We start from the raw sequence: 20,278 nt of genomic DNA, 5'->3' as shown, positions 1-20,278 counted from the left end.
GCCATGTCCCTTCGACGACCCTTATGGATGGCGGCCGTCCTCGGCCTGCTCATGACCCTGCTCGTGGCACCCGCCAGAGCGGCCGGGGACTTCCCCTTCCGAGATCCCGCACTCCCGCTCGCCCAGCGGATCGACGACCTGCTCGGACGGCTCACGCTCGCCGAGAAGGTCTCCCTGCTCCACCAGTACCAGCCCGCCATCCCGCGCCTCGGCATCGGCCTGTTCAAGACCGGCACCGAGGCGCTGCACGGGGTGGCCTGGTCCACCGACGTCGACAACGGCGGCAACGTCGTCACGGCCAACGGCACGGTCTTCCCGCAGGCCGTCGGCCTGGCGAGCACCTGGGACACCGAGCTGATCAAGAAGGTCGGCGCCGCCGTCGGCGACGAGGCGCGCGGCTTCAACGCCCAGAACCCGAGGGTCTGGGGGCTGAACCTGTGGGCCCCCGTCGTCAACCTGCTGCGCGACCCTCGCTGGGGACGCAACGAGGAGGGCTACTCCGAGGACCCGCTCCTGACCGGCGCGATCTCCACCGCGTACGGCTCGGGCATCCAGGGCGACGACCCCGACCACCTCAGGGCCGCTCCCACGCTCAAGCACTACCTCGCCAACAACAACGAGGTGCGCCGCGACACGACCTCATCCAGCCTGCGGCCCCGGGTGGAGCAGGAGTACGACCAGGCCGCGTTCAAGCCCGCCATCGCGGCCGACGCCGCCACCGGCGTCATGGCCTCCTACAACCTGGTCAACGGGCGTCCCGCCACGGCCAACCCCGACCTGAACGCCGTCGTACGGTCGTGGACCGGCAGGGACCTGCTCAACGTCACCGACGCGAGCGCGCCGAACAACCTCGCCGGCTCGCAGGCGTACTACCCGGGCCTCACCGAGGCCGACGCCGCCGCCCTCAAGGCGGGCATCGACAGCTACACGACCGACAACACCGACGCGGGCCCGACCACCACGGCCATCACCAACGCCCTCTCCCAGGGACTGATCAAGGAGTCGGACGTCGACACGGCCGGCCGGCACATCCTGAGCATCCGGTTCCGGCTCGGCGAGTTCGACCCGGACGGCGGGCCGTACGGGAAGATCGGCAAGGAGGTGGTCAACAGCCCCGAGCACCAGGCGCTGAACCGCCGGACGGCGGCCGAGGCCATGGTGCTGCTGAAGAACTCCGGCAAGACCCTGCCCCTCCCGGCCACGACCAGGAAGGTCGCCGTGGTCGGGCCCCTGTCCAAGACCCTGTACACCGACTGGTACTCGGGCGACCTGCCGTACCGCGTCACCCCGCTCGACGGCATCAAGGAGCGGCTCGGCGGCGCCGGCACGGTCACCGGCACCGAGGGCGCCGACCGCATCGCGCTCAAGGACGTCGCGACCGGCAAGTACGTCACCGCGGGCACCGGCGCGGCCGGGGCCGTCCTCAAGGAGGGCGCGACCACGGCCGGCGACACCGAGAAGTTCGACGTCTTCGACTGGGGCCAGGGCATCCTGACGCTGCGCAGCGTCGCCAACGGCAAGTACGTCGGCTACAACTGGTCGAACTTCGTCAACGACCAGGACCAGCCCAGCGGGTGGTTCGTCCAGCAGCAGTTCAAGCTCGAACCGCAGGCCGGCGGCGCGTACCTCCTGCGGTACGCCGGGTACGAGACCGCCTACGACTGGTTCGGCCCGAACAAGTACCTCAAGGCGAACGCCGACGGCACCCTGGCGCTCACCACGGCCGACCAGGCGGCGAGGTTCGCCAAGGAGACCGTGAGCAGCGGCGTGGACGCCGCCGTCGCGGCGGCCAAGGGCGCGGACGCGGCGGTCGTCGTGGTCGGCAGCATGCCGTTCATCAACGGCCGCGAGGACCACGACCGCATGGACATGAACCTCGCCCAGGGGCAGGAAGCCCTGGTCAAGGCGGTCCAGAAGGCCAACCCGAACACCGTCGTGGTGCTGGAGAACAGCTACCCGACGACGATCGGCTGGGAGCAGGCGAACGTCCCGGCGATCCTGTGGACGACGCACGCCGGCGCCGAGACCGGGCACGCCCTGGCCGACGTGCTGTTCGGCGACGCCAACCCGGCCGGGCGCCTGACGCAGACGTGGTACAGGTCGGCCGCGGATCTGCCCGACATCCTCGACTACGACATCGTGAAGACCGGGACCACCTACCTGTACTCCGAGGCCAAGCCGCTCTACCCCTTCGGGCACGGGCTGAGCTACACGACGTTCGGCTACCAGGGGCTCAAGCTGGCGTCCAACTCGGTGAAGCCGGACGGCACGGTCGAGGCCACCGTCAAGGTCACCAACACCGGCAAGGTGGCGGGTGACGAGGTCGTCCAGCTCTACACCCACCAGCGGTCCTCGCGGGTGAAGCAGCCGGTCAAGCAGCTGCGCGCCTTCCAGCGCGTGCACCTGGCCGCCGGGCAGACCAAGACGGTGACGCTCTCGTTCAAGGCCGCAGACCTGGCCCTGTGGGACGTCACCCGGAACACCTGGGCCGTCGAGAAGGCCGAGCACGACGTGCTGGTGGGCGGCTCCTCCGACGGTGTCCGCCAGCGCACGACGCTGAGCGTGAAGGGCGAGAAGATCCCGGACCGGGACCTGTCCAAGGTGACGCGGGCCGCCGACTTCGACGACTACGCGGGCGTCGAGCTCGTGGACGAGACGAAGGTGTCCGGCGACGCCGTGGGCAAGACGGACACGGGTGACTGGATCTCCTTCAAGGGCGCGGGCCTCGGCAAGGGGGCGACCGGCTTCACCGCCGGAGTCGCCGCCACGGCCGCCGGGAAGATCGAGGTCCGCCTCGACTCGCCCACCGGAAGGCTGCTCGGCACCGCCCAGGTGCCGGCCACGGGCGGCGTCTACTCCTACACCGAGACCACGGCTCCCCTGACGAGGACCGGCGGCGTCCACGACGTCTACCTCGTCTTCACCGGCGACCTCCGCATCAAGGACTTCTCATTGGCCAAGTAGACGATCCTTGACCGGATAGGCGGAACGGCGCCGCTCTTCTCGCGAGGCGGGGCGCCGTTTCCGCCATCTGTCGTCTCCGCAACGTCCTTCCGCCTGCAGAGGTCGGTCGTCAACTCAAAGACCCGGGAGGGGCCAGCCACTCCACCGGTTGACCTGTGGTCCTCGCGATGCTTTCGAAGTCGCGGTCATAGTGCAGAACGATCAGGCAGTTGAGCTCAGCGGTTGCGGCGACTGAATCCATGTCAGCGGCGGCAGGTCAGGGTGCACCAGACGATTTTGCCGCCGGTGGGGGGCCATCTGTAGCCCCAGCCGGTGGCGAGGGCGTCGACCAGGAACAGGCCGCGGCCGCCCTCGTCGTGCGGCTCGGGTGTGTTGACGGCGGGCACGGCGACGCTCGAATCCCAGACCTCCATCACCACGTGGGCGTCCTGGAGGCAGAGATCCACCCACACGATCTCGTCGCTTCCGTAGGCGCATTGCTGGGTGCCGGGGTCCTGGCCGGCTTTGATGGCATTGGTGACCAGCTCTGAGACGATCAGCTCGGCGGTGTCGGCGAGCTCGTGTCTCTTCCACTCCGAGAGCACTCGGCGTACGTGCCGCCGCGCCTGAGCTGCGGCTTCGGGGCGCGCCAACAGCTCCAGATACTGTTGCCGCCTTCTGGTGCCGGTCATGGTTCCCTCGCTCTTGCTGAACACCGAATACTCAATCCGCTAAATCAGGCGATCACCGTGGGCGTGGTAAGGCTTTGCGATGAGTTCGGCTTTCCCGGATGCGCCTACGTAGTCGTGATTTCTTGCCCCAAGCCTGGAGGCGGCGCATTACGCTTGGTAGCGAATTGACTACGGAATGACTTCAGAGTTGTTCTGAGGTCAGTGAGTCAGGTCTGGCCAGGTGTCGCGAGGGGACCTCATGACCAAAATGATCGATATCGACCCCGAGGAGTCGCCGCGTGCTCGGTTCGCGTACGAGCTTCGCCGGCACCGATTGGCGGCGGAGCTCACCCAGAAGCAGTTAGGCCGCAGGATCGGCTTCTCCACCAGCGCGGTGGCCATGGTCGAGACGTCCAAGTTCCGGCCGTCCGAGCGGTTCGCCGAGCTGTGCGACGAGGTCTTCGGCTTCGACGGCGTCATGACCCGCCTCTACGCGGAGGTCTGGCCGCCCCCACCCCCCGTCCCGGCCCACTTCCGCGACTGGGCTGTGGAAGAGCAACGCGCGACTGCACTTCGGTTCTGGGCCCCGCTGCTCGTCCCGGGCATGTTGCAGACCAAGGGGTACGCCCGCCAGATCCTGTCGCGACTGCCCGGTATCTCCGCGGAACTGCTGGAGGAACGGGTGGCGGGCCGGATGCAGAGGCAGGCGGTCCTGTCACGTGACAATCCACCGGTGATCACGACTCTGATCGACGAGGGCGTTCTTCGTCGGCCTATCGGCGGTCCCGCCGCCATGCGGGAACAACTCGAACGCCTCCTGGAGATGGCACAGCATCCCAAAGTAACCGTTCAGATCGTGCCTTATAGCGCGGAGGCGCTTTCCGGGCTGAATGGCGCCTTCACCATTGCCGAGATGCGGGGTAATCCGTATACGGTTCGGGTGGAATCGCAGCCTCGGGGACGAACGGTGACGGACAGGAGCACGATCGCTGACCTGGTCAACTGTTTTGATGCCTTACGGGCTGACGCCTACCCGCAACACCTGTCCTGCAAGATGATCGAGGAAGTGGTGAAGCACGAGTGGACCTGAGCGGTGCGCAGTGGCGCAAGTCCAGCCTGTCCGGTAGCGACGGCGGCGAGTGCGTCGAGGTGGCTACCAACCTGCCCGGTGCGGTGGCCGTACGTGACTCCAAGAATCCCCACGGACCCGCCCTGGTCTCCACCCCCGGCGAGTGGAAGTCGTTCCTCGGCGGCGTGAAGGTCGGCCGGTTCCCCGGCTGAAAGTCGACGAACCCCGAGAGCCCTCGGCCGGATAGTCGGGCCGAGGGCTCTGTGCCGCATACCTTCGTCGCGCTGTGTCCTGCCTGCTCAGGCGGGTCCCGATTGTCATGCTCGCCGGCGCCGTTGTTTGTCCAGTGAGCGAGATGTGTGCTGGACAACCGGGCGGCGGCTAGACAGATGTCCACAGCCAACCGACGAAGGGACAGGACATGAACCGTCAGCCTCGTGGGCGTCTTGCCGCAGGACTGGGCCTCGTGACAGCGGCCCTGCTGGGGGCGACTTTCGTCGCCCCGGTCGCCACCTACGCGTCCACCGCTTCGAGCAGCCACTCTGCCCGCGTCCTCGCGAACAGCTGCGGCCTTCCGACGCAGGCTCACCCCAACAGCGTCTGGCTGCCGCCGAGCTTCTCGAACTGCCGTGACTGCCTCAACCGGGCATACGTACTGAACACCCAGTACGGGCTGAAGACCTACTGCACCTACAACCCGAGCAACGGCAAGACCGACCTGCACAGGGACAATTAGTAGACCGGCGAGCAGGAGAAGGACCTGGTTCACAGCCGGCTGATCGTTAACGTACCCGGATGAAGTGCCCGCCGCTCTGGATGCCCGTCCCCGACGGACCAGAGGGGCGGGCGCTCCACCGCCGGACGACGCCAGCTGGTGAGAGTGCGGCGGCGACACCCGCATCGATCTTCATGGGGGCCGGTGCGGAGTGTGGAAGTCCTCGCGTGATCACATGTGGCGACCGCCGTACCGCGGCGTGGCGTCCTGTTTCATCGGCATAGAGAAGTGTCGCGAGGTCGATAAGACCTGTGACTTCGCGCCCACTTGACTGGCGTGACAGCAAACCGTTAGGCATGGTCGCATCGCGCGTATCCCGGTAGTAGTCTCCTCGAAGGGTGAAAACGGCGATCGCATGCCACGGGGGCTAAATGGGGCGGCCGGAACGCGCTCTTGATCCTGACGCGGGCCCGTTACAGCGATTCGCGTTCGAGTTACGGCAGTTACGGGTGGCTGCCGAACTGCCGAGCTACCGTGAGCTGTCCAGGCGTGCGCACTATTCGGTGACGGCGTTATCAGAGGCGGCAGGAGGGGAGATCCTCCCCACGCTCGCCGTCACCCTGGCGTACGTGCGGGCTTGCGGTGGTGATCAGGAGCTCTGGGAGAAGCGCTGGCGGGAACTGGCGATGGAGCTCACCTCGGCCGATGCCGGCGAGCGGGCGCAGGCGGGGGAGGATCCGCCCTATCGGGGGCTGGTGACGTTCGACCCGGAAGACGCGGACCGCTTCTTCGGCCGCCAGGAGTTGGTCGCCGAATTAAGTACGCGATTGGGTGATACGTCCCTCCTTGCGGTATTTGGGCCATCCGGAAGTGGAAAGTCCTCGTTGCTTCGCGCGGGCCTCATTCCGGCGCTGCGGGACGGAGCCGTCCCGGGAAGCCAAGGATGGCCGGTGATCGTTCTCAAACCCGGCGAACACCCACTGGAGGAGCTGGCCATAGGCCTGGCGGCCGCGCAAGGGATTCCCGCTCCGTCGCTTCATGCCTCCCTGAAGGCCGAGCCCGCCGATGCTCGCCTCATCATCGGCCAAATCCTCGCGGGCCGTCCCGGGAAAGCACGCGTCGTGATCGTGGTCGACCAGTTCGAGGAGGTCTTCACCCTCTGCCGTGACGCGGCGGAACGGGCATGCTTCCTGGACTGGCTCCTGGCGGCGGCGGATGACACCGGGGAGCGGGCGCGGGTCGTCCTCGGGGTCCGCGCGGATTTCTACGCCCGGTGCGCGGAACATCCCCCGCTGGTGAGGGCACTGCGTGACCGGCAGCTGCTGATCGGACCCATGGATGAGGGCGATCTGCGGCAGGTGGTGATCGGCCCGGCGGCGCGGGCGGAGATCAAGGTGGAGCGCGCGCTCGTCGAGACCATCCTGCGCGACTGCAGGGGTGAGCCCGGAGCGTTGCCCCTGCTCTCGCACGCGCTGCTGGAGACGTGGAAGAGGTGCAAGGCCGGCACGATGACCCTGGCCGCGTACCGGGACGTCGGAGGGATCCAGGGTGCGATCGCGCAGAGCGCCGAGCAGGTCTACGACGAGTTCGGCGATCAGGAACGGCGACTGGTCAAGGACACGTTCCTGCGCCTGACGGCCCTTGGGGAGGGCACGGAGGACACCCGCAGGCGTGTCGCTCCGGCCGAGCTTCTGGCAGGGCCGAACGGCCCGGCGGTGGCGACCGTGCTCGCCCGGCTTACCGAGGCCCGGTTGCTCACCGTCGACGAGGACGGCGTGCAGGTGGCCCACGAGGCGGTCATCCGCTCCTGGCCCAGGCTGCGCGGCTGGCTCGCCGAGGACCGGGAGCTCGTCCGCCTGCTCCGACGCCTCACCGAGGCGGCGACGGAGTGGGAACAACACGGGCGCGAGGACGAGCTGCTCTACAGGGGAACCCGCCTGGCCGCGTGGGACGGTCGCGAGCTCGATCGGCTCAACGACCTGGAGTGCGCTTTCCTTGAGGCCGGCCGTGCGCGTGAGGCACGCGAGCGTGCCGCGGGCAGCCGGCGCCTCTGGGCGACGCTGGTCGGCCTGACAGTGGTGACGACCGTGGTTTCCGTGCTGGCCGCGATGGCGTTCGTGATGGCGAGGCGAGCCCGGGACGACCAGGATCTCGCCTACTCCCGCCGGCTGGCCGCCGACGCGCGGGGCCAGCTGCAACTGGACCCTCAGCTCGGCCTGCTGGTCGCCGAGCGCGCGTACGCGGTGAGTCACACCAAGGAAGCCGCCGCGGTGCTCCGGCAGGCCACCGTCGACTCGCGCGTGCGTTTCATCCTCCCCGTCGAAGCCGGCAAGGTCTGCGGTGTTGCCTTCAGCCCGGACGGACGGCACCTCGCCGCAAGCGACGGCGACGGGAAGGTACGGGTGTGGAGCGTGACCGAGCGGGGCCTCCCGACGGGCGATCCTGTCGTGCTTCCAGGCCACCAGGGTGAGGCATGGAGCCCGGTGTTCAGTCCCGACGGGCGGTACCTGGCCACCGGTGGGATCGACGGCACCGTACGCGTGTGGAACCTGGCCGGTGGTCACTCGTCCGCCGTGTTGCGAGGCCATCGGGGGCCGGTCTGGAACGTCGCCTTCAGCCCCGACGGCCTGCATCTGGCCAGTGCGGGCGACGACGGCACGGTGCGGGTGTGGTCGGCGGTCTTGTGGGGCACCAGCCGTCGCAAGGGGGTCGAGGCGGGCGGTACCGCACGCAGTGCGGCGGATGCGATGGTACTGCGGGGCCACAAGGGGCGGGCGCTGGGCGTCGGGTTCAGCCCCGACGGCCGGCGTATCGCCAGTAGCGGCGGCGACGGCACCGTGCGGATATGGGATTGGACAGGCAAGGCTCCGCCGATCGTACTGCGCGGCCACGAGGACTCGGTGGAGGGCGTCGCGTTCAGCCCGGACGGGCGGCACCTGGCCAGCGGCAGCACCGATGGCACCGTGCGAGTGTGGGAGGTGAGCGGTGACCACGCTTCGGTGGTGTTGCGCGGGCACGACGGCACGGTCGAAGGGCTTGCGTTCAGCCACGACGGACGCAGGATCGCCAGCGTGGGCAACGACGGCACGGTCCGCGTCTGGGGCTCGGGCGGAAACATCGACCCTCTGGTCCTGCGGGGCCACCGCGGCACGGTGTGGAGCGCGACGTTCTCCCCCGACGGCCGCACGCTGGCGAGTGCCAGCGATGACAGCACGGTCCGGTTGTGGGACGTGGCGGACGCCGGCGACGCCACGATCCTGCGAGGCCACTCCGGGCCGGTCTGGGACGCGGCCTTCAGCCCGGACGGGCGCCGGGTGGCAAGCGCCGGAAGCGACGGGACGATACGCGTCGAGAAGGTCACGGGCGAGGGGGATCCGCTGGTGCTCCATGCCGGACGGGGAGAAGTGCTCGGTGTGGCGTTCGCCCCCGACGGGCGGCGGGTGGCGGCCACCGGCGACGACGCTACGGTCCGCGTCTTCGACACGGCCGGGCGCGACGCCCCGCTGGTGCTGCGGGGCCACCGGGGGGCCGTGTGGAACGCCGCTTTCAGCCGTGACGGCAGGCGGCTGGTCAGCGGGGGTGACGACGGTCTTGTCCGCGTCTTCGACGCCGCCGGGCACGGTCCTCCGGTGGTGTTGCGCGGACACCAGGGAGCGGTCCGGTATGTCGCCTTCGCCCCCGATGGGCGGCGGGTGGCGAGCGCGGGCAAGGACGGTACAGTGCGCGTCTGGAATGCGGACGGGCACGGCGATCCGATCGTGCTCCGTGGCCATCAGGGCCTGGTGTGGAGTGTCGCCTTCAGTCCGGACGGGAGGCGAGTGGCCAGCGGCGGTAACGACGGTACGGTCCGCGTGTGGAACGCGGCCGGGAACGGTGATCCGATCGTGCTCCGCGGCCACCAGGGTCTTGTGTGGAGCGTGGCCTTCAGTCCCGACGGTCGACTGGTGGCCAGCAGTGGTAACGACAACACCGTGAGGATCTGGACGGCGACCGGCGAGGGCGAGCCCGTCGTCTTCCGCGGCCACGGCTCCTCGGTGGAAAGCGTGAAGTTCGCCCCGGACGGGAGCCGTCTGGCGACGACCCACGGCGACGCGACCGTCCGGATCTGGCGATGTGACGTGTGCGGCTCGATGGACCAGGTACTGGCGCTCGCCAGAGAGCGCACCGTGCGTGACCTCAGCCCCGACGAACGCAAGACCTACCTCGACACCTCCGGCTGAAGGCCGTTGGGCGCCCGCGGCCGGCGGCTCTCCTTAAAACCTCTGTTGCCGGATCACCAACTATGCGGGCGGAGAGTCCTCTCGGCGCCTTTCGTGGGTACCCCGGTAGAAAGCTGCGTGGAGGGAAGATCATGGCGAAATGTGAAGTATGCGGCAACGACTATGACATGAGCTTCGAGATCCACACCAAGGGTGGGGTGCACACGTACGACAGCTTCGAGTGCGCGATCCAGGGCATGGCGCCGTCGTGCGAGCACTGCGGGTGCCGGATCATCGGCCACGGTGTCGAGGCGAACGGCCACTGGTACTGCTGCGCCCACTGCGCCAGGGAGAAGGGCGTGTCCGAGCTGGTGGACCGCGTCGGAGCGGCCGTGCGCTGACGCGCCTTCGGCGCCGCCGATCGCACCACGCCGCTGGGGTCGGCCTGATCGCTCCTGCGGTGAGGAGGCTCCGCCCGGACGCCGGGGCGGAGATCCCGCGCGCGAGATCACCCCTTGACGGCGCCGATGATCACTCCCTTGGTGAAGTGGCGCTGCACGAACGGGTAGACCACCAGCACCGGCACCAGCGCGAGGACGACGATCGACATCTGGATCGCCAGGCTCGGCGGCAGGGTCTGTCCCGCGATGGTGTCGCTGGTCTGGCCGACGACCAGCGACTGCCCTTGGAGCACGTACTGGCGCAGCACGACCTGGAGCGGCCACTTGGCGCTGTCGTTCAGGTAGAGCACGGCGTTGAAGAACGAGTTCCAGTAGCCCACCGCGTAGAACATGCCGATCACCGCGACGACGCCCTTGGACATGGGCAGCACGATCCGCCCGAGGATGCGGAACTCCCCGGCGCCGTCGATGCGCGCGCTGTCGGTCACCTCCTGGGGGATGTTCATGAAGAAGGCCCGCATGACCACGAGGTTGAACGCCGTCACGGCCGAGGGCAGGATCAGCGACCAGTAGCTGTCGATCAGGCCGAGCGAGCTGACCAGCAGGTAGTTCGGGATGATGCCAGGCCCGAACAGGAACGTCAGCAAGATCATGAACAGCAGCGGCCGGTGGAACAGCGAGCCGGGCCGCGACAGCCCGTACGCGGCGAGCACGGTCGTGACCAGGCTGATGGCCGTGCCCACGGTCGTGACGCCGACGCTGACCATGACGGCGCGGGTGACCACCCCGCCGGAGAACAGCTCCCGGTACGCGGCCAGGGACAGCTCGCCGGGGATGGACACCAGCCCTCCGGCTCTGGTGACGGTGTCCTGGGTGGACAGGCTGGTGAGCACGACCAGGTAGATCGGGAAGACGACGCCCATCACGATGAGCGTCAGGACCAGCCCCTTGGCCAGCCGCCCGGCCACGCTCGGCCGTTCGTCCCAGATGGGCCGCGAGATGTGGGTCGTCATGATCGTTTTTGCCGTCCGATCGAATGCTCGTCACAGGCTGGATGCGTCATGATCTTCTGTAGATCCCTTGCTCTCCGAACCGGTGGGCGACTCTGTTGGCGACGAGGATCAGCAGCAGGCCGACCAGGCCCTTGACCAGGCCTGCCGCCGCGCCGTAGCTCCACTCACCGGTGGTGAGCGTGCGCCAGTAGACGAAGGTGTCGAGCACCTCCGCCGCCTCCCTGCCGACCGCGTCGCGCTGGATGAAGAACTGCTCGAACCCCACGTTGAGTGCGTCGCCCAGGCGCAGGATCAGCAGCAGGATGATCACCGGGCGCAGGCCGGGCAGGGTGATGTGCCACATGCGCTTCCACCGGCCCGCGCCGTCGACGGCCGCCGCCTCGTACAGGTTCTGGTCGATCGCGGCCAGCGCGGCGAGGAAGATGATCGTCCCCCACCCGGCGTCCTTCCAGACCGTCTCGCCGGTGAGCAGCAGGATGAAGGTGCCGGGGTTGGTCATCACGTCGATGCCCTGGTAGCCGTGGTCGCGCAGGATCTGCGAGACCAGCCCCGCCCCGCCCAGCATCTGCTGGAACAGCGTCACGACCAGCACCCACGAGAAGAAGTGCGGCATGTAGACGATGCCCTGGATGAACAGCCGCAGCCGGGGCCGTACGACGCTGTCCAGCAGGATCGCGAGCATGATCGGGATGGGGAAGTAGAAGACCAGCTGGAACGTCGTGATGCCCAGCGTGTTCAGCGTCGCGTCCCAGAAGCTCTGGTCCTGCAGGAGCCACTGGAAGTTCCCGAACCCGATGAACGGGCTGTCCTTGATGCCGACATAGGGGGAGTAGTCCTGGAACGCGATGACGTTGCCGAGCAGGGGCACGTAGTGGAACACCAGCAGCAGGCCGGCCGCCGGCAGCGTCATCAGCAGGAGCGGCCAGTCGCGTCTCAGGCGGCCGAGAAACGGCTTCGGAGGCACGATCGCGCCGGTCGAGGGCGGTTTTCTGGTGCTCCGGCTTGCCTTAGGGGGCCCCTTGCGGACATTGTTGGGGGTGCCGGTCCTGGCGGGTGAGGTCAGGTCACCCGCCGGGCCGGTCCCCGCGTCCTTTCTCAGCACGTGGCCCACCCTGTGTGCGCGGGGTGTCTACGCACGGCCGTTGTCCCGTAGGACCTTCATGTAGAAGTCGCGGGCCTCGTCCCCGCCGTCCCGCTTCCACTCCGTGACGATCTGCCTGACGTCGCTCACCGGCCGCCGCCCCCGCATGATGTCGGTGAACTTGTCCTCGGTCGGGATCTGCAGGCCGGACATCCTGGAGGGCCGCTGGTGCCGGATCCCGTCGAGCGGCGTCTTCTCGATGTACTGGAAGCTGCTTTTCTGCCACTCCAGGTTCCCCTGGACGGCGTCGGGGAACATGACGTAGTCCGCGACGATGGGCCGCCCGCCGAGGAAGACGTACGACGGCTGCGCCTCCTTGCGCCCGAGATCGGTGTATTGCGGCACGCCCTGCGCGTCGCGGGTGAAGTGCTTGCCCTCCACGCCGTAGGTCGCGAGCTCGTACTCCTTGGTGCCGAACGGCGCGGCGCACCAGTTGAGGATGCCGAGGAGCTCCTCGATCTTCTCCTTGCCGAGGCCCTTCTTGACGAAGGTGAAGATCCCCGCCGGGCTGTTGTGGTACATGATCGGCGTGCTGCCGTCGCTGGAGAACAGGGGGACGGCTCCGATGGCGAAGTCCGGGTTGTTCCCCCGGTGCTGCTGGAGCAGTTCCTTCCAGGCACCGAGGCCGTCGCGGTAGAAGATGATCTGGCCGGAGGCGAAGAGCTCCTTCTCGTTGGCGCCCTTGCTGCTCACGACGCTCGGATGGATCAGCTTCTCCTCGAACAGCTTCCGCATGAACGCGAGCATCTGCTCGTACTCGGGCGTCTCGTACTTGTAGACGAGCTTGCCGCCCTCGTACCGCCACTCCTGCGGGACCTTGAAGACGGGCCAAACCATCTCGTGGATGTCGCCGAACGCCCAGCGCTTGGCCTTCGGGTCGGTCATGGCCTTGCCCAGCTCGTACAGCTCGTCGGCGGTCTTGGGCAGGGCCCATTCGCTGTGGGCGTCGAAGAGGTCCTTGCGGTACAGCAGGGCGTACGGGAACGGCTCGGTCGGGAACGGCACCGACATCAGCTTGCCGTTGAAGACGGAGAACGTCCACGCCGCGGTGGGGAGGTTGGCCAGCATCGGGTACGCCTTGACCTTGTCGCCCTGCAGGTAGGGGGTGAGGTCCTCGAAGGCCTTGTCGACGGCCAGGTTGAAGTCGGCCATCTTCTCGATCTCCCACTGGGGGACGACCATGAGCTCGGGGACGTCGCCCGCGGCCAGCCGGGCGGTCGCCTTGTCCCCGTAGGTGTTGCCGTCGGCGATCTGGAACTCGATGGTCGCGCCGATGTCGGCGTTGCACGCCTCGAAGTAGGTGTTGTCCGCCAGGCCGGGCGGGGGCGGGCCCCAGAGCGGGGTCATCGCCTTGAAGCTGCCGCCCTTGCCGGCCTTCCCGGGAATCGCGTCGGTCAGAGCTGGATATTTCACGAAACCACCGCCCACGTCGGGCACGCCGAGCAGCGTCGAGGTGATTCCTGGAATGTCCGGTTTGACCCCATGGAAGGGGATGTAGGACGGGGTGAGGGAAGTCAGCTTGTCGGCTAGGGCGGCGGTGGCGCCCCCGCTGCCCGGCTTGCGTCCGGCAGGGGTCGAACAGGCGGTCAGCAGGCCGCCGCCGGCGAGCGCGGCGGCGCTGAGGCCGACCAGGCCGAGGAACCCCCGGCGGCTGGGATGGTCGCCGGCGGTCACGCCGCCGGGAGGAGGCGTCACGGCGCGCTCCGGTCGTGGGGACGGGCAGCAGAGGTCAGGTCGGCTGCGAGGGGAGTCACGGCACGTTCCCTTCGTTTCGTTCTGTCAGCGGACGCCCCCTGTCAAGGCTGTTGGCAGGGGCGGGCTCCGAGGTAGAGTTAGTTCGTCTTCCGACCAAACAAATTAGCCCGAGGGTGACCTACGCCACAAGGGACGGCCGCGGGCGTTGGCCCGGGTGGGGGTCACAGATTGATGACGCGGCGCGACGAGGGAGCGCAGGGGCGAGGTATGACCACCTGCTCGACGATGCGGCATGATGAGCCCACCGGGGCTCAGCGGAAACGGGGCTGATTTTGATCAATACGCACACCGGCCCTCAACCGGCGGACTTCGCCGACGTCAGGGCCGCCAACCTCGCCGTCGTGCTGCGGTTCGTGCGGGAGAACGCGCCCTGCTCCCGGGCGGACATCGCGGCGTCCACCGGGCTCAACAAGGCCACGGTGTCGAGCCTGGTCGCCGATCTCGTCGACCGCCGCCTGCTCCGCGAGACCGGCCTCACCGAGAACCGCGTCGGCCGTCCCGCGACCATGCTGGTCCTCGACGGCTCGCCGTACGCCGCGATCGGCATCGAGGTGAACGTCGACTACCTGACCGCCGTGGCCGTCGACCTGTCGGGCACCGAGCTGCTGTCGTGGCGGCGCTCCTTCGCGGGCGCGACCGCGACGCCGAACCAGGCCGTCGCCGCCGTGGCCGCGCTCGCCCGGCGGGTGCTCAACCGCATGGGCAAGGAGGCCCGCCACGTGCTCGGCCTCACCGTCGCGGTGCCGGGCCTGGTCGACGTGAGCGGCTCGGTGCGCATCGCCCCGAACCTCGGCTGGCGCGACGTCGACCTGTCCGGCGACCTGGCCAAGGCGCTGCGCGATCCGGGGTTCCCCGTCCTGGTCGACAACGACGCCAACCTCGCCGTGCTCGCCGAGCACCGTTTCGGCCCGCACGGGGGAGCCGACGACCTCGTCTACCTCACCGGCGAGGTCGGCGTGGGCGCGGGCGTCATCATGGACGGGCGGCTTCGCCGGGGCGGCCAGGGCTTCGCGGGGGAGATCGGCCACATCCAGATCGACCCCTCGGGTCCCGAATGCCGCTGTGGCCGCCGGGGCTGCCTGGAGGCCGTCGCGGGCCTCGGCGCCGTGCTCCAGCACACCGCGCCGGACGCCACCCCCGCCGAGCTGGAGCCCGAGATCGACGAGGTCGTACGGCTGGCGCGGGGGGAGGACGCCGGCGTCCTCGACGCGCTCACCACCGTCGGCGCCAACCTCGGCAGGGGTGTGGCGATCATCGCGAACGTGCTGAACCCCGAGGTCGTCATCCTCGGCGGCTACTACGTCGAGCTCGCGCCCTGGGTGCTGCCCGCCGCGCGCGAGGAGCTCGCCCGCCGCAGCTTCGCCCCCGGCTCGGGCGGCACGCGCCTGGTCGTCTCCACCCTCGGCTATGGCGCGGCGGCGCTGGGCGCCGCGGCCCGCCTCCTCGACTCCATCGACTCCGGCCGCCTGCCCGCGCAGAGCTGACCTCGCGGGCCGAAGCAGGGCTGACCTGGCGGGCGTAAGTGGGCTCTTGACCCCGGGCCGGTAAACCGGCACTCTTCAGGAGAACCCCGGATGTAACACCGCTGAAATCCTCGTATACATCGTCGAAGCGCTTCGACGGCCTTCGCACGTCGAGGCGTCGCAGCGCTTCGACCGCCAGTGACGTTCGGCGTCGAAGCGCTTCGATCCGCCCCTCGGTGAGCGAAGGATGGTCCCCTCAGATGAACGAACCTGCGCCAGCCGCCTTCCGCGACCCCGCCCGGCCGCTCGCGGACCGGATCGCCGACCTCCTCGGCAGGCTCACCCTGGAGGAGAAGATCGGCCTGCTGCACCAGTACCAGGCGGCGGTGCCGAGGCTCGGGCTGAGCGCCTTCCGCACGGGCACCGAGGCCCTGCACGGGCCGGCCTGGCTCGGCCCGGCGACCGTCTTCCCACAGGCGATCGGGCTCGCGAGCACCTGGGACCCGGAGCTGGTGCGGAGCGTCGGATCGGCGACGGGCGACGAGGTCGTGGCGTTCCACCACAAGGACCCCGCCGGCGCCGGGCTCAACGTCTGGGCGCCGGTGGTCAACCCGCTGCGCGACCCCCGGTGGGGACGCAACGAGGAGGGCTACTCCGAAGACCCCTGGCTGACCGGCGTGATGGGCACCGCCTACGCCCGGGGCCTGCGCGGTGACCTGCCGATCATGAAGACCGCGCCCACGCTCAAGCACTTCCTGGCGTACAACAACGAGGCCGACCGGTGCGTCACCTCCAGCGGCCTGCCGCCCCGGGTGCTGCACGAGTACGAGCTGAAGGCCTTCCGCCCGGCGATCGAGGCCGGTGCCGCCGTGTCGCTGATGCCCTCCTACAACCTCGTCAACGGCCGCCCGGCGACGCTGAGCCCGCTGATCAACGACCTCGTCCGGTCCTGGACGGATGAGGATTTGCTGGTGGTCAGCGACGCCCACGCGCCCGCGAACCTGACGGGCCTGCAGGCCTACTACGACGACCCGCCTGAGGCGTACGCGGCGGCCGTCAAGGCGGGCCTGGACAGCTTCACGCAGGACGACGACCGGCCGGGCGACACCCTGAACCACATCAGGAAGGCGGTGGACCTCGGCCTGCTGGCGGAGGACGACGTCGACACCGCCGTCCGTCACGCGCTGGCCATCCGGTTCCGGCTCGGCGAGTTCGACCCCGCGACGCCGTACGACGACATCACCGGGGAGGTCGTCAACCGCCCCGAGCACCAGGCGCTCGCGCGGCAGGCCGCCACGCGGTCGATCGTGCTGCTCAAGAACGAGGGCATCCTGCCGCTGGCGGAGCCCGCGCGGATCGCGGTCATCGGCCCGCTCGCCGACACCCTGATGGAGGACTGGTACAGCGGGACGCTCCCGTACGCGGTGACGGCCCGCGCCGGACTGTCCAAGCGGTGCGTCACCGAGTTCCGCGAGGGCGTCGACCGGGTGGCCCTGCACGCCGCGGGCGGGTACGTGGCGGCCGGGGAGGACGGCGGCGCGCCACTCGCGGTCAGGCCCGCGTGCGAGGCGCGGGTCACCTGGTTCGACCTGTTCGACTGGGGCGGCGGCTCGTACGCGCTGCGGGCGGTCGCCAACGGCAGGTACGTCTCGGCCGGCGAAGACGGCCTGCTCGTCAACGACCAGCCGGGCCCCAACGGATGGGAGGTGCGCCAGACCTTCCGGCTGGACGAGCGGCCCAGGGGCGCCCTGGCGCTCCGCCACATCTTCACCGGCCGCCATGTCGGGCTGGCGCAGGACGGCACCCTGCGGCTGACCGACGACCCGGAAGCGGCGGCCGTCCTCACCCTGGAGCTCGTCCAGAGCGGCGCCCAGGCCGCCGCCGAGCTGGCCGCGACCGCCGACGTGGCCGTGGTGGTCGTCGGGGACCACCCGCTCGTCAACGGCCGCGAGACCGAGGACCGGGCGGGCCTCGGGCTGCCGCCCGCCCAGGAGGCCCTGGTCCAGGCGGTCCACGCGGCCAACCCCGACACCGTGCTGGTCGTCAGCAGCGGCTACCCGTTCGCGGTCACCTGGGCCGAGGAGAACGTGCCCGCGATCGTGTGGTCCTCGCACGGCGGGCAGGAGTACGGCCACGCGCTCGCCGCCGTGCTGTTCGGCGACGAGGACCCCGGGGGCAGGCTGACCCAGACGTGGTACCGCTCGGCGCGCGAGCTGCCCGACCTTTTCGACTACGACATCATCGCCACCGACTCGACCTACCTGTACTACCGGGGCACACCGCTCTACCCCTTCGGGCACGGCCTCAGCTACACGCGCTTCGCGTACTCGGACCTGCGGCTGTCGGCGGCGACGGTGGGGCCGGGCGACACGCTGACGGTCACCGTCACCGTCACCAACGCCGGGTCCCGGCCCGGCACCGAGGTCGTCCAGCTCTACACCCACCAGCGGCGCTCCCGCGTCAAGCAGCCGCTGCGCCAGCTCCGCGGCTTCGAGCGGGTACGGCTCGCGCCCGGCGAGAGCCGTACCGTGACCATGGCCGTCCAGGTGGCGGACCTGGCGTTCTGGGACGTCACCCGGGGCAGGTTCGTGGTGGAGGACGCGCCGCACAAGGTGCTGGTGGGCAGCTCCGCGCGCGACATCCGGCTCTGCGGGCGCTTTGACGTGGCCGGCGAGCGGATCCCGGCGCGCGATCCCTACGCCCGCCCTCTGGACGCGGCGGACAACGACGAGTACGACGGAATCGTGCTCCGTGACGCAACCCGGGTGGCCGGAGACGCCGTGCGGGGGACCGACCCCGGCGGGTGGATCGCCTTCAAGGAGGTCGACTTCGCCGGCGGCGCCGCCGCGTGCGAGCTGACGGTCGCGAGCACCGAGGGCGGCGTACTGACGCTGCGGCTCGATGATCCGCTCTTCGGGGAGGTCGTCGGCGCCGTGTCGGTGGCACCATCGAGGAACAGGTACGACCTCGTCGGCGTCGGATGCCCGCTTGCGGGCGCCGCCGGGGTGCATGATCTTTATGTCGTGTTCGAGAACGAGGGGGTCACGGTGAGCGAGCTGGCCTTCACACCGGCGCCCGCACAGAGAACCGCACAGGCGACCGGGCCGGGAGCCACGGGGGGCGATCGTTGAGAACGGTCACCATCGCCGACGTCGCCAAGCACGCCGGGGTCGCCGTCAGCACGGTGTCGTACGTGCTGAGCGGCAAACGGGCGATCTCCGCGACGACCAGCCAGCGCGTGATGCGCAGCGTCCGCGCGCTCGGCTACCACCCGAACGCGGGGGCGAGGGCGCTGGCCAGCAAGCGATCGAACGTGATCGCGCTGGTCCTGCCGCTGCGCGCGGGCATGCACCTGCCCGTTCTCATGCAGTTCGCCACCTCGGTGGTGACCACGGCACGCCAGTTCGACCACGACGTGCTGCTGATGACCGCCGACGAGGGCCCCGACGGGCTCAGGCGCGTCGCCGCGAGCGCGCTCGTGGACGGGCTCGTGCTCATGGACGTGGAGATCCACGACCAGCGCGTGCCGCTGCTGCGCGAGCTGGGCGAGCCGAGCGTGCTGATCGGGTTCCCGGCCGACGCCTCCGGGCTCACCTGCGTGGACCTCGACTTCGCGCGTGCGGGCGCCGTCTGCGCCGACCACCTCGCCTCGCTCGGCCACCGGGAGATCGCGCTGCTCGGCGCCCCGACCGTCGTCTACAAGCGCGGCACCGGGTACGCCGAGCGCACCATGGAGGGCTTCGCCGAGGCCGGTCAGGGGCACGGCATGACGACGATCGCCTGGCCGTGCGAGGAGAGCTTCGACGAGGTGTGCGCCACCGTCAAGGCGCTGCTGGAACAGCATCCCGGGCTGTCCGGGCTGGTCGTGCACAATGAGGCGGCGGTCGGCCACGTTCTGGGCGCGCTGCGGGTGCTGGGCAGGCGGGTGCCGGAGGACGTGTCGGTGGTGGCGATCTGTCCCGACGACGTCGCCGAGCGGGCCAGCCCTGCGCTGACCTCGGTGCTCATCCCCGCCGCCGACGTCGGCCACCAGGCGGTCCGCCTGCTGATGGCCAAGCTCGAGGGCGTCACCGTCCCCGACTCCACCCTCCTGGAACCCCGCCTGACCATCCGCGACAGCACCAGAAGACACTGAGAACCGGCTTTTCGCCGCGACCAGGCTCTCCGGCGCAGGCTCTTCCCGCGCGGCCCGGCGCTCTTCGTGCCAGGCCCGGATCTTCCCACGGGGCTTGACCTCGGGCGTCAGTGGTCGGCAAGGCGTTCCAGCTCGGCAAGCTCGGAAACGCGTGCCTGGGCAACAGCTTCACCGGCGACACGCCGGTGCTCATGGCCGACGGCACCCGTGCCGGGCACGTGGCTGCATCGTCGGCCCCGTCTGGCTGCGGGTGGGCGGCGAGGACTTCCCGGAAGCCGGATGGTTCGACTTTCCCGTCACGATCCTCGCCTGGTGGCTGGCCGAGCTGGGAGACCTCGTCCGAGGCGCGTCCGCCACATGCGCACTGACCTTCATGGACGGCCCGTACGAAGCACTGGTCAGGCGTGGCGGGGATGGGTACGCGGTAGAGCTGAGAGGGCACGGGGCAACCGTCCGGGCCGCCGAGGAGATCGACCCGGCGGCGCTGCTCGAATCGCTGCGCGAGGCGGCGGGCGTGGCCCTGGCGACCTGTGCCGGCCGTGGCTGGGAGCCGCATCCTGACGTCACCAGGCTCAGAGCGTCCCTGCGCCGCTGAGCAACCGGCTCTCCCGCTCGTCCAGTGGCCGTCCGCGTGAACGGCTGGCCCGGGGGCGCGGCTCGTGTGCTCGTTAGTGAGGGCCGCCACGAGCAGGGCGACATCTTTCCGGTCCTACCGGAAAACGGGGGGTTCCCATGGGGTATCGCCTCGGCCGGAGGAGTTCTCGGTGTCCGGT

The 20,278-nt window shown here is 69.6% G+C and carries 14 protein-coding genes; 10 read left to right on the top strand and 4 right to left on the bottom strand.

Features of this window, described 5'->3' with window-relative positions; translation table 11 throughout:
- The first annotated feature begins 3 nt into the window (after nt 1–3).
- A complete protein-coding gene (locus tag AB0O34_RS06610; protein WP_363913349.1) occupies nt 4–2,964 on the top strand; it encodes a glycoside hydrolase family 3 C-terminal domain-containing protein in 2,961 nt (986 codons plus the stop codon).
- 242 nt (nt 2,965–3,206) lie between these two features.
- Here AB0O34_RS06610 and AB0O34_RS06605 read toward each other — a convergent pair whose 3' ends face one another.
- Nucleotides 3,207–3,635: an ATP-binding protein gene (locus tag AB0O34_RS06605; protein WP_363913347.1), complete on the bottom strand. Its 429-nt coding sequence runs from the start codon at nt 3,633–3,635 to the stop codon at nt 3,207–3,209.
- 238 nt (nt 3,636–3,873) lie between these two features.
- Here AB0O34_RS06605 and AB0O34_RS06600 point away from each other — a divergent pair, with 238 nt between their 5' ends.
- The 5 genes from AB0O34_RS06600 (at nt 3,874) to AB0O34_RS06580 (ending at nt 9,998) form a co-directional block, all read left to right on the top strand.
- Entirely contained in the window at nt 3,874–4,704 is an 831-nt protein-coding gene (locus AB0O34_RS06600) for a helix-turn-helix transcriptional regulator (protein ID WP_363913345.1), read from the top strand.
- Nucleotides 4,695–4,895, top strand: a complete 201-nt coding sequence (locus AB0O34_RS06595) for a DUF397 domain-containing protein (protein WP_363913343.1) — start codon at nt 4,695–4,697, stop codon at nt 4,893–4,895. The genes AB0O34_RS06600 and AB0O34_RS06595 overlap by 10 nt, the downstream gene beginning before the upstream one ends.
- A gap of 254 nt (nt 4,896–5,149) precedes the next feature.
- Nucleotides 5,150–5,419 (top strand): hypothetical protein, encoded by a 270-nt coding sequence (locus AB0O34_RS06590; protein WP_363913341.1) that lies wholly within the window; start codon nt 5,150–5,152, stop codon nt 5,417–5,419.
- A 488-nt stretch (nt 5,420–5,907) separates the two neighbouring features.
- Entirely contained in the window at nt 5,908–9,618 is a 3,711-nt protein-coding gene (locus AB0O34_RS06585; protein WP_363913339.1) for a hypothetical protein, read from the top strand.
- Nucleotides 9,619–9,749: 131 nt separating this feature from the next.
- The gene (locus tag AB0O34_RS06580) at nt 9,750–9,998 is read left to right on the top strand and encodes a hypothetical protein (protein ID WP_363913337.1); all 249 of its coding nucleotides are present in this window, start codon (nt 9,750–9,752) and stop codon (nt 9,996–9,998) included.
- A 107-nt stretch (nt 9,999–10,105) separates the two neighbouring features.
- On the opposite strand, the gene AB0O34_RS06575 is transcribed toward AB0O34_RS06580, so the two are convergent.
- The 3 genes from AB0O34_RS06575 to AB0O34_RS06565 form a co-directional block, all read right to left on the bottom strand.
- Complete coding sequence (locus AB0O34_RS06575; RefSeq protein ID WP_363913335.1) at nt 10,106–11,011, bottom strand: carbohydrate ABC transporter permease; 906 nt, start codon at nt 11,009–11,011, stop codon at nt 10,106–10,108.
- 46 nt (nt 11,012–11,057) lie between these two features.
- Complete coding sequence (locus tag AB0O34_RS06570) at nt 11,058–11,978, bottom strand: ABC transporter permease subunit (RefSeq protein ID WP_363913391.1); 921 nt, start codon at nt 11,976–11,978, stop codon at nt 11,058–11,060.
- A 162-nt stretch (nt 11,979–12,140) separates the two neighbouring features.
- Nucleotides 12,141–13,847 (bottom strand): extracellular solute-binding protein, encoded by a 1,707-nt coding sequence (locus AB0O34_RS06565; protein WP_363913333.1) that lies wholly within the window; start codon nt 13,845–13,847, stop codon nt 12,141–12,143.
- Between the two features lie 332 nt (nt 13,848–14,179).
- Here AB0O34_RS06565 and AB0O34_RS06560 point away from each other — a divergent pair, with 332 nt between their 5' ends.
- The 4 genes from AB0O34_RS06560 (at nt 14,180) to AB0O34_RS06545 (ending at nt 20,100) form a co-directional block, all read left to right on the top strand.
- Nucleotides 14,180–15,391 (top strand): ROK family transcriptional regulator, encoded by a 1,212-nt coding sequence (locus AB0O34_RS06560; protein ID WP_363913332.1) that lies wholly within the window; start codon nt 14,180–14,182, stop codon nt 15,389–15,391.
- A gap of 239 nt (nt 15,392–15,630) precedes the next feature.
- Nucleotides 15,631–18,501, top strand: coding sequence for a glycoside hydrolase family 3 C-terminal domain-containing protein (locus tag AB0O34_RS06555; RefSeq protein WP_363913330.1), 2,871 nt, complete (start codon nt 15,631–15,633; stop codon nt 18,499–18,501).
- Nucleotides 18,498–19,505, top strand: coding sequence for a LacI family DNA-binding transcriptional regulator (locus tag AB0O34_RS06550; protein ID WP_363913328.1), 1,008 nt, complete (start codon nt 18,498–18,500; stop codon nt 19,503–19,505). The genes AB0O34_RS06555 and AB0O34_RS06550 overlap by 4 nt, the downstream gene beginning before the upstream one ends.
- A gap of 250 nt (nt 19,506–19,755) precedes the next feature.
- A complete protein-coding gene (locus AB0O34_RS06545) occupies nt 19,756–20,100 on the top strand; it encodes a hypothetical protein (protein WP_363913326.1) in 345 nt (114 codons plus the stop codon).
- Nucleotides 20,101–20,278: the final 178 nt, after the last annotated feature.

Source organism: Sphaerisporangium sp. NPDC088356 (assembly GCF_040685555.1).
Taxonomy (GTDB): Bacteria; Actinomycetota; Actinomycetes; order Streptosporangiales; family Streptosporangiaceae; genus Sphaerisporangium.
This window is presented reverse-complemented; position numbering and strand designations above follow the sequence as displayed.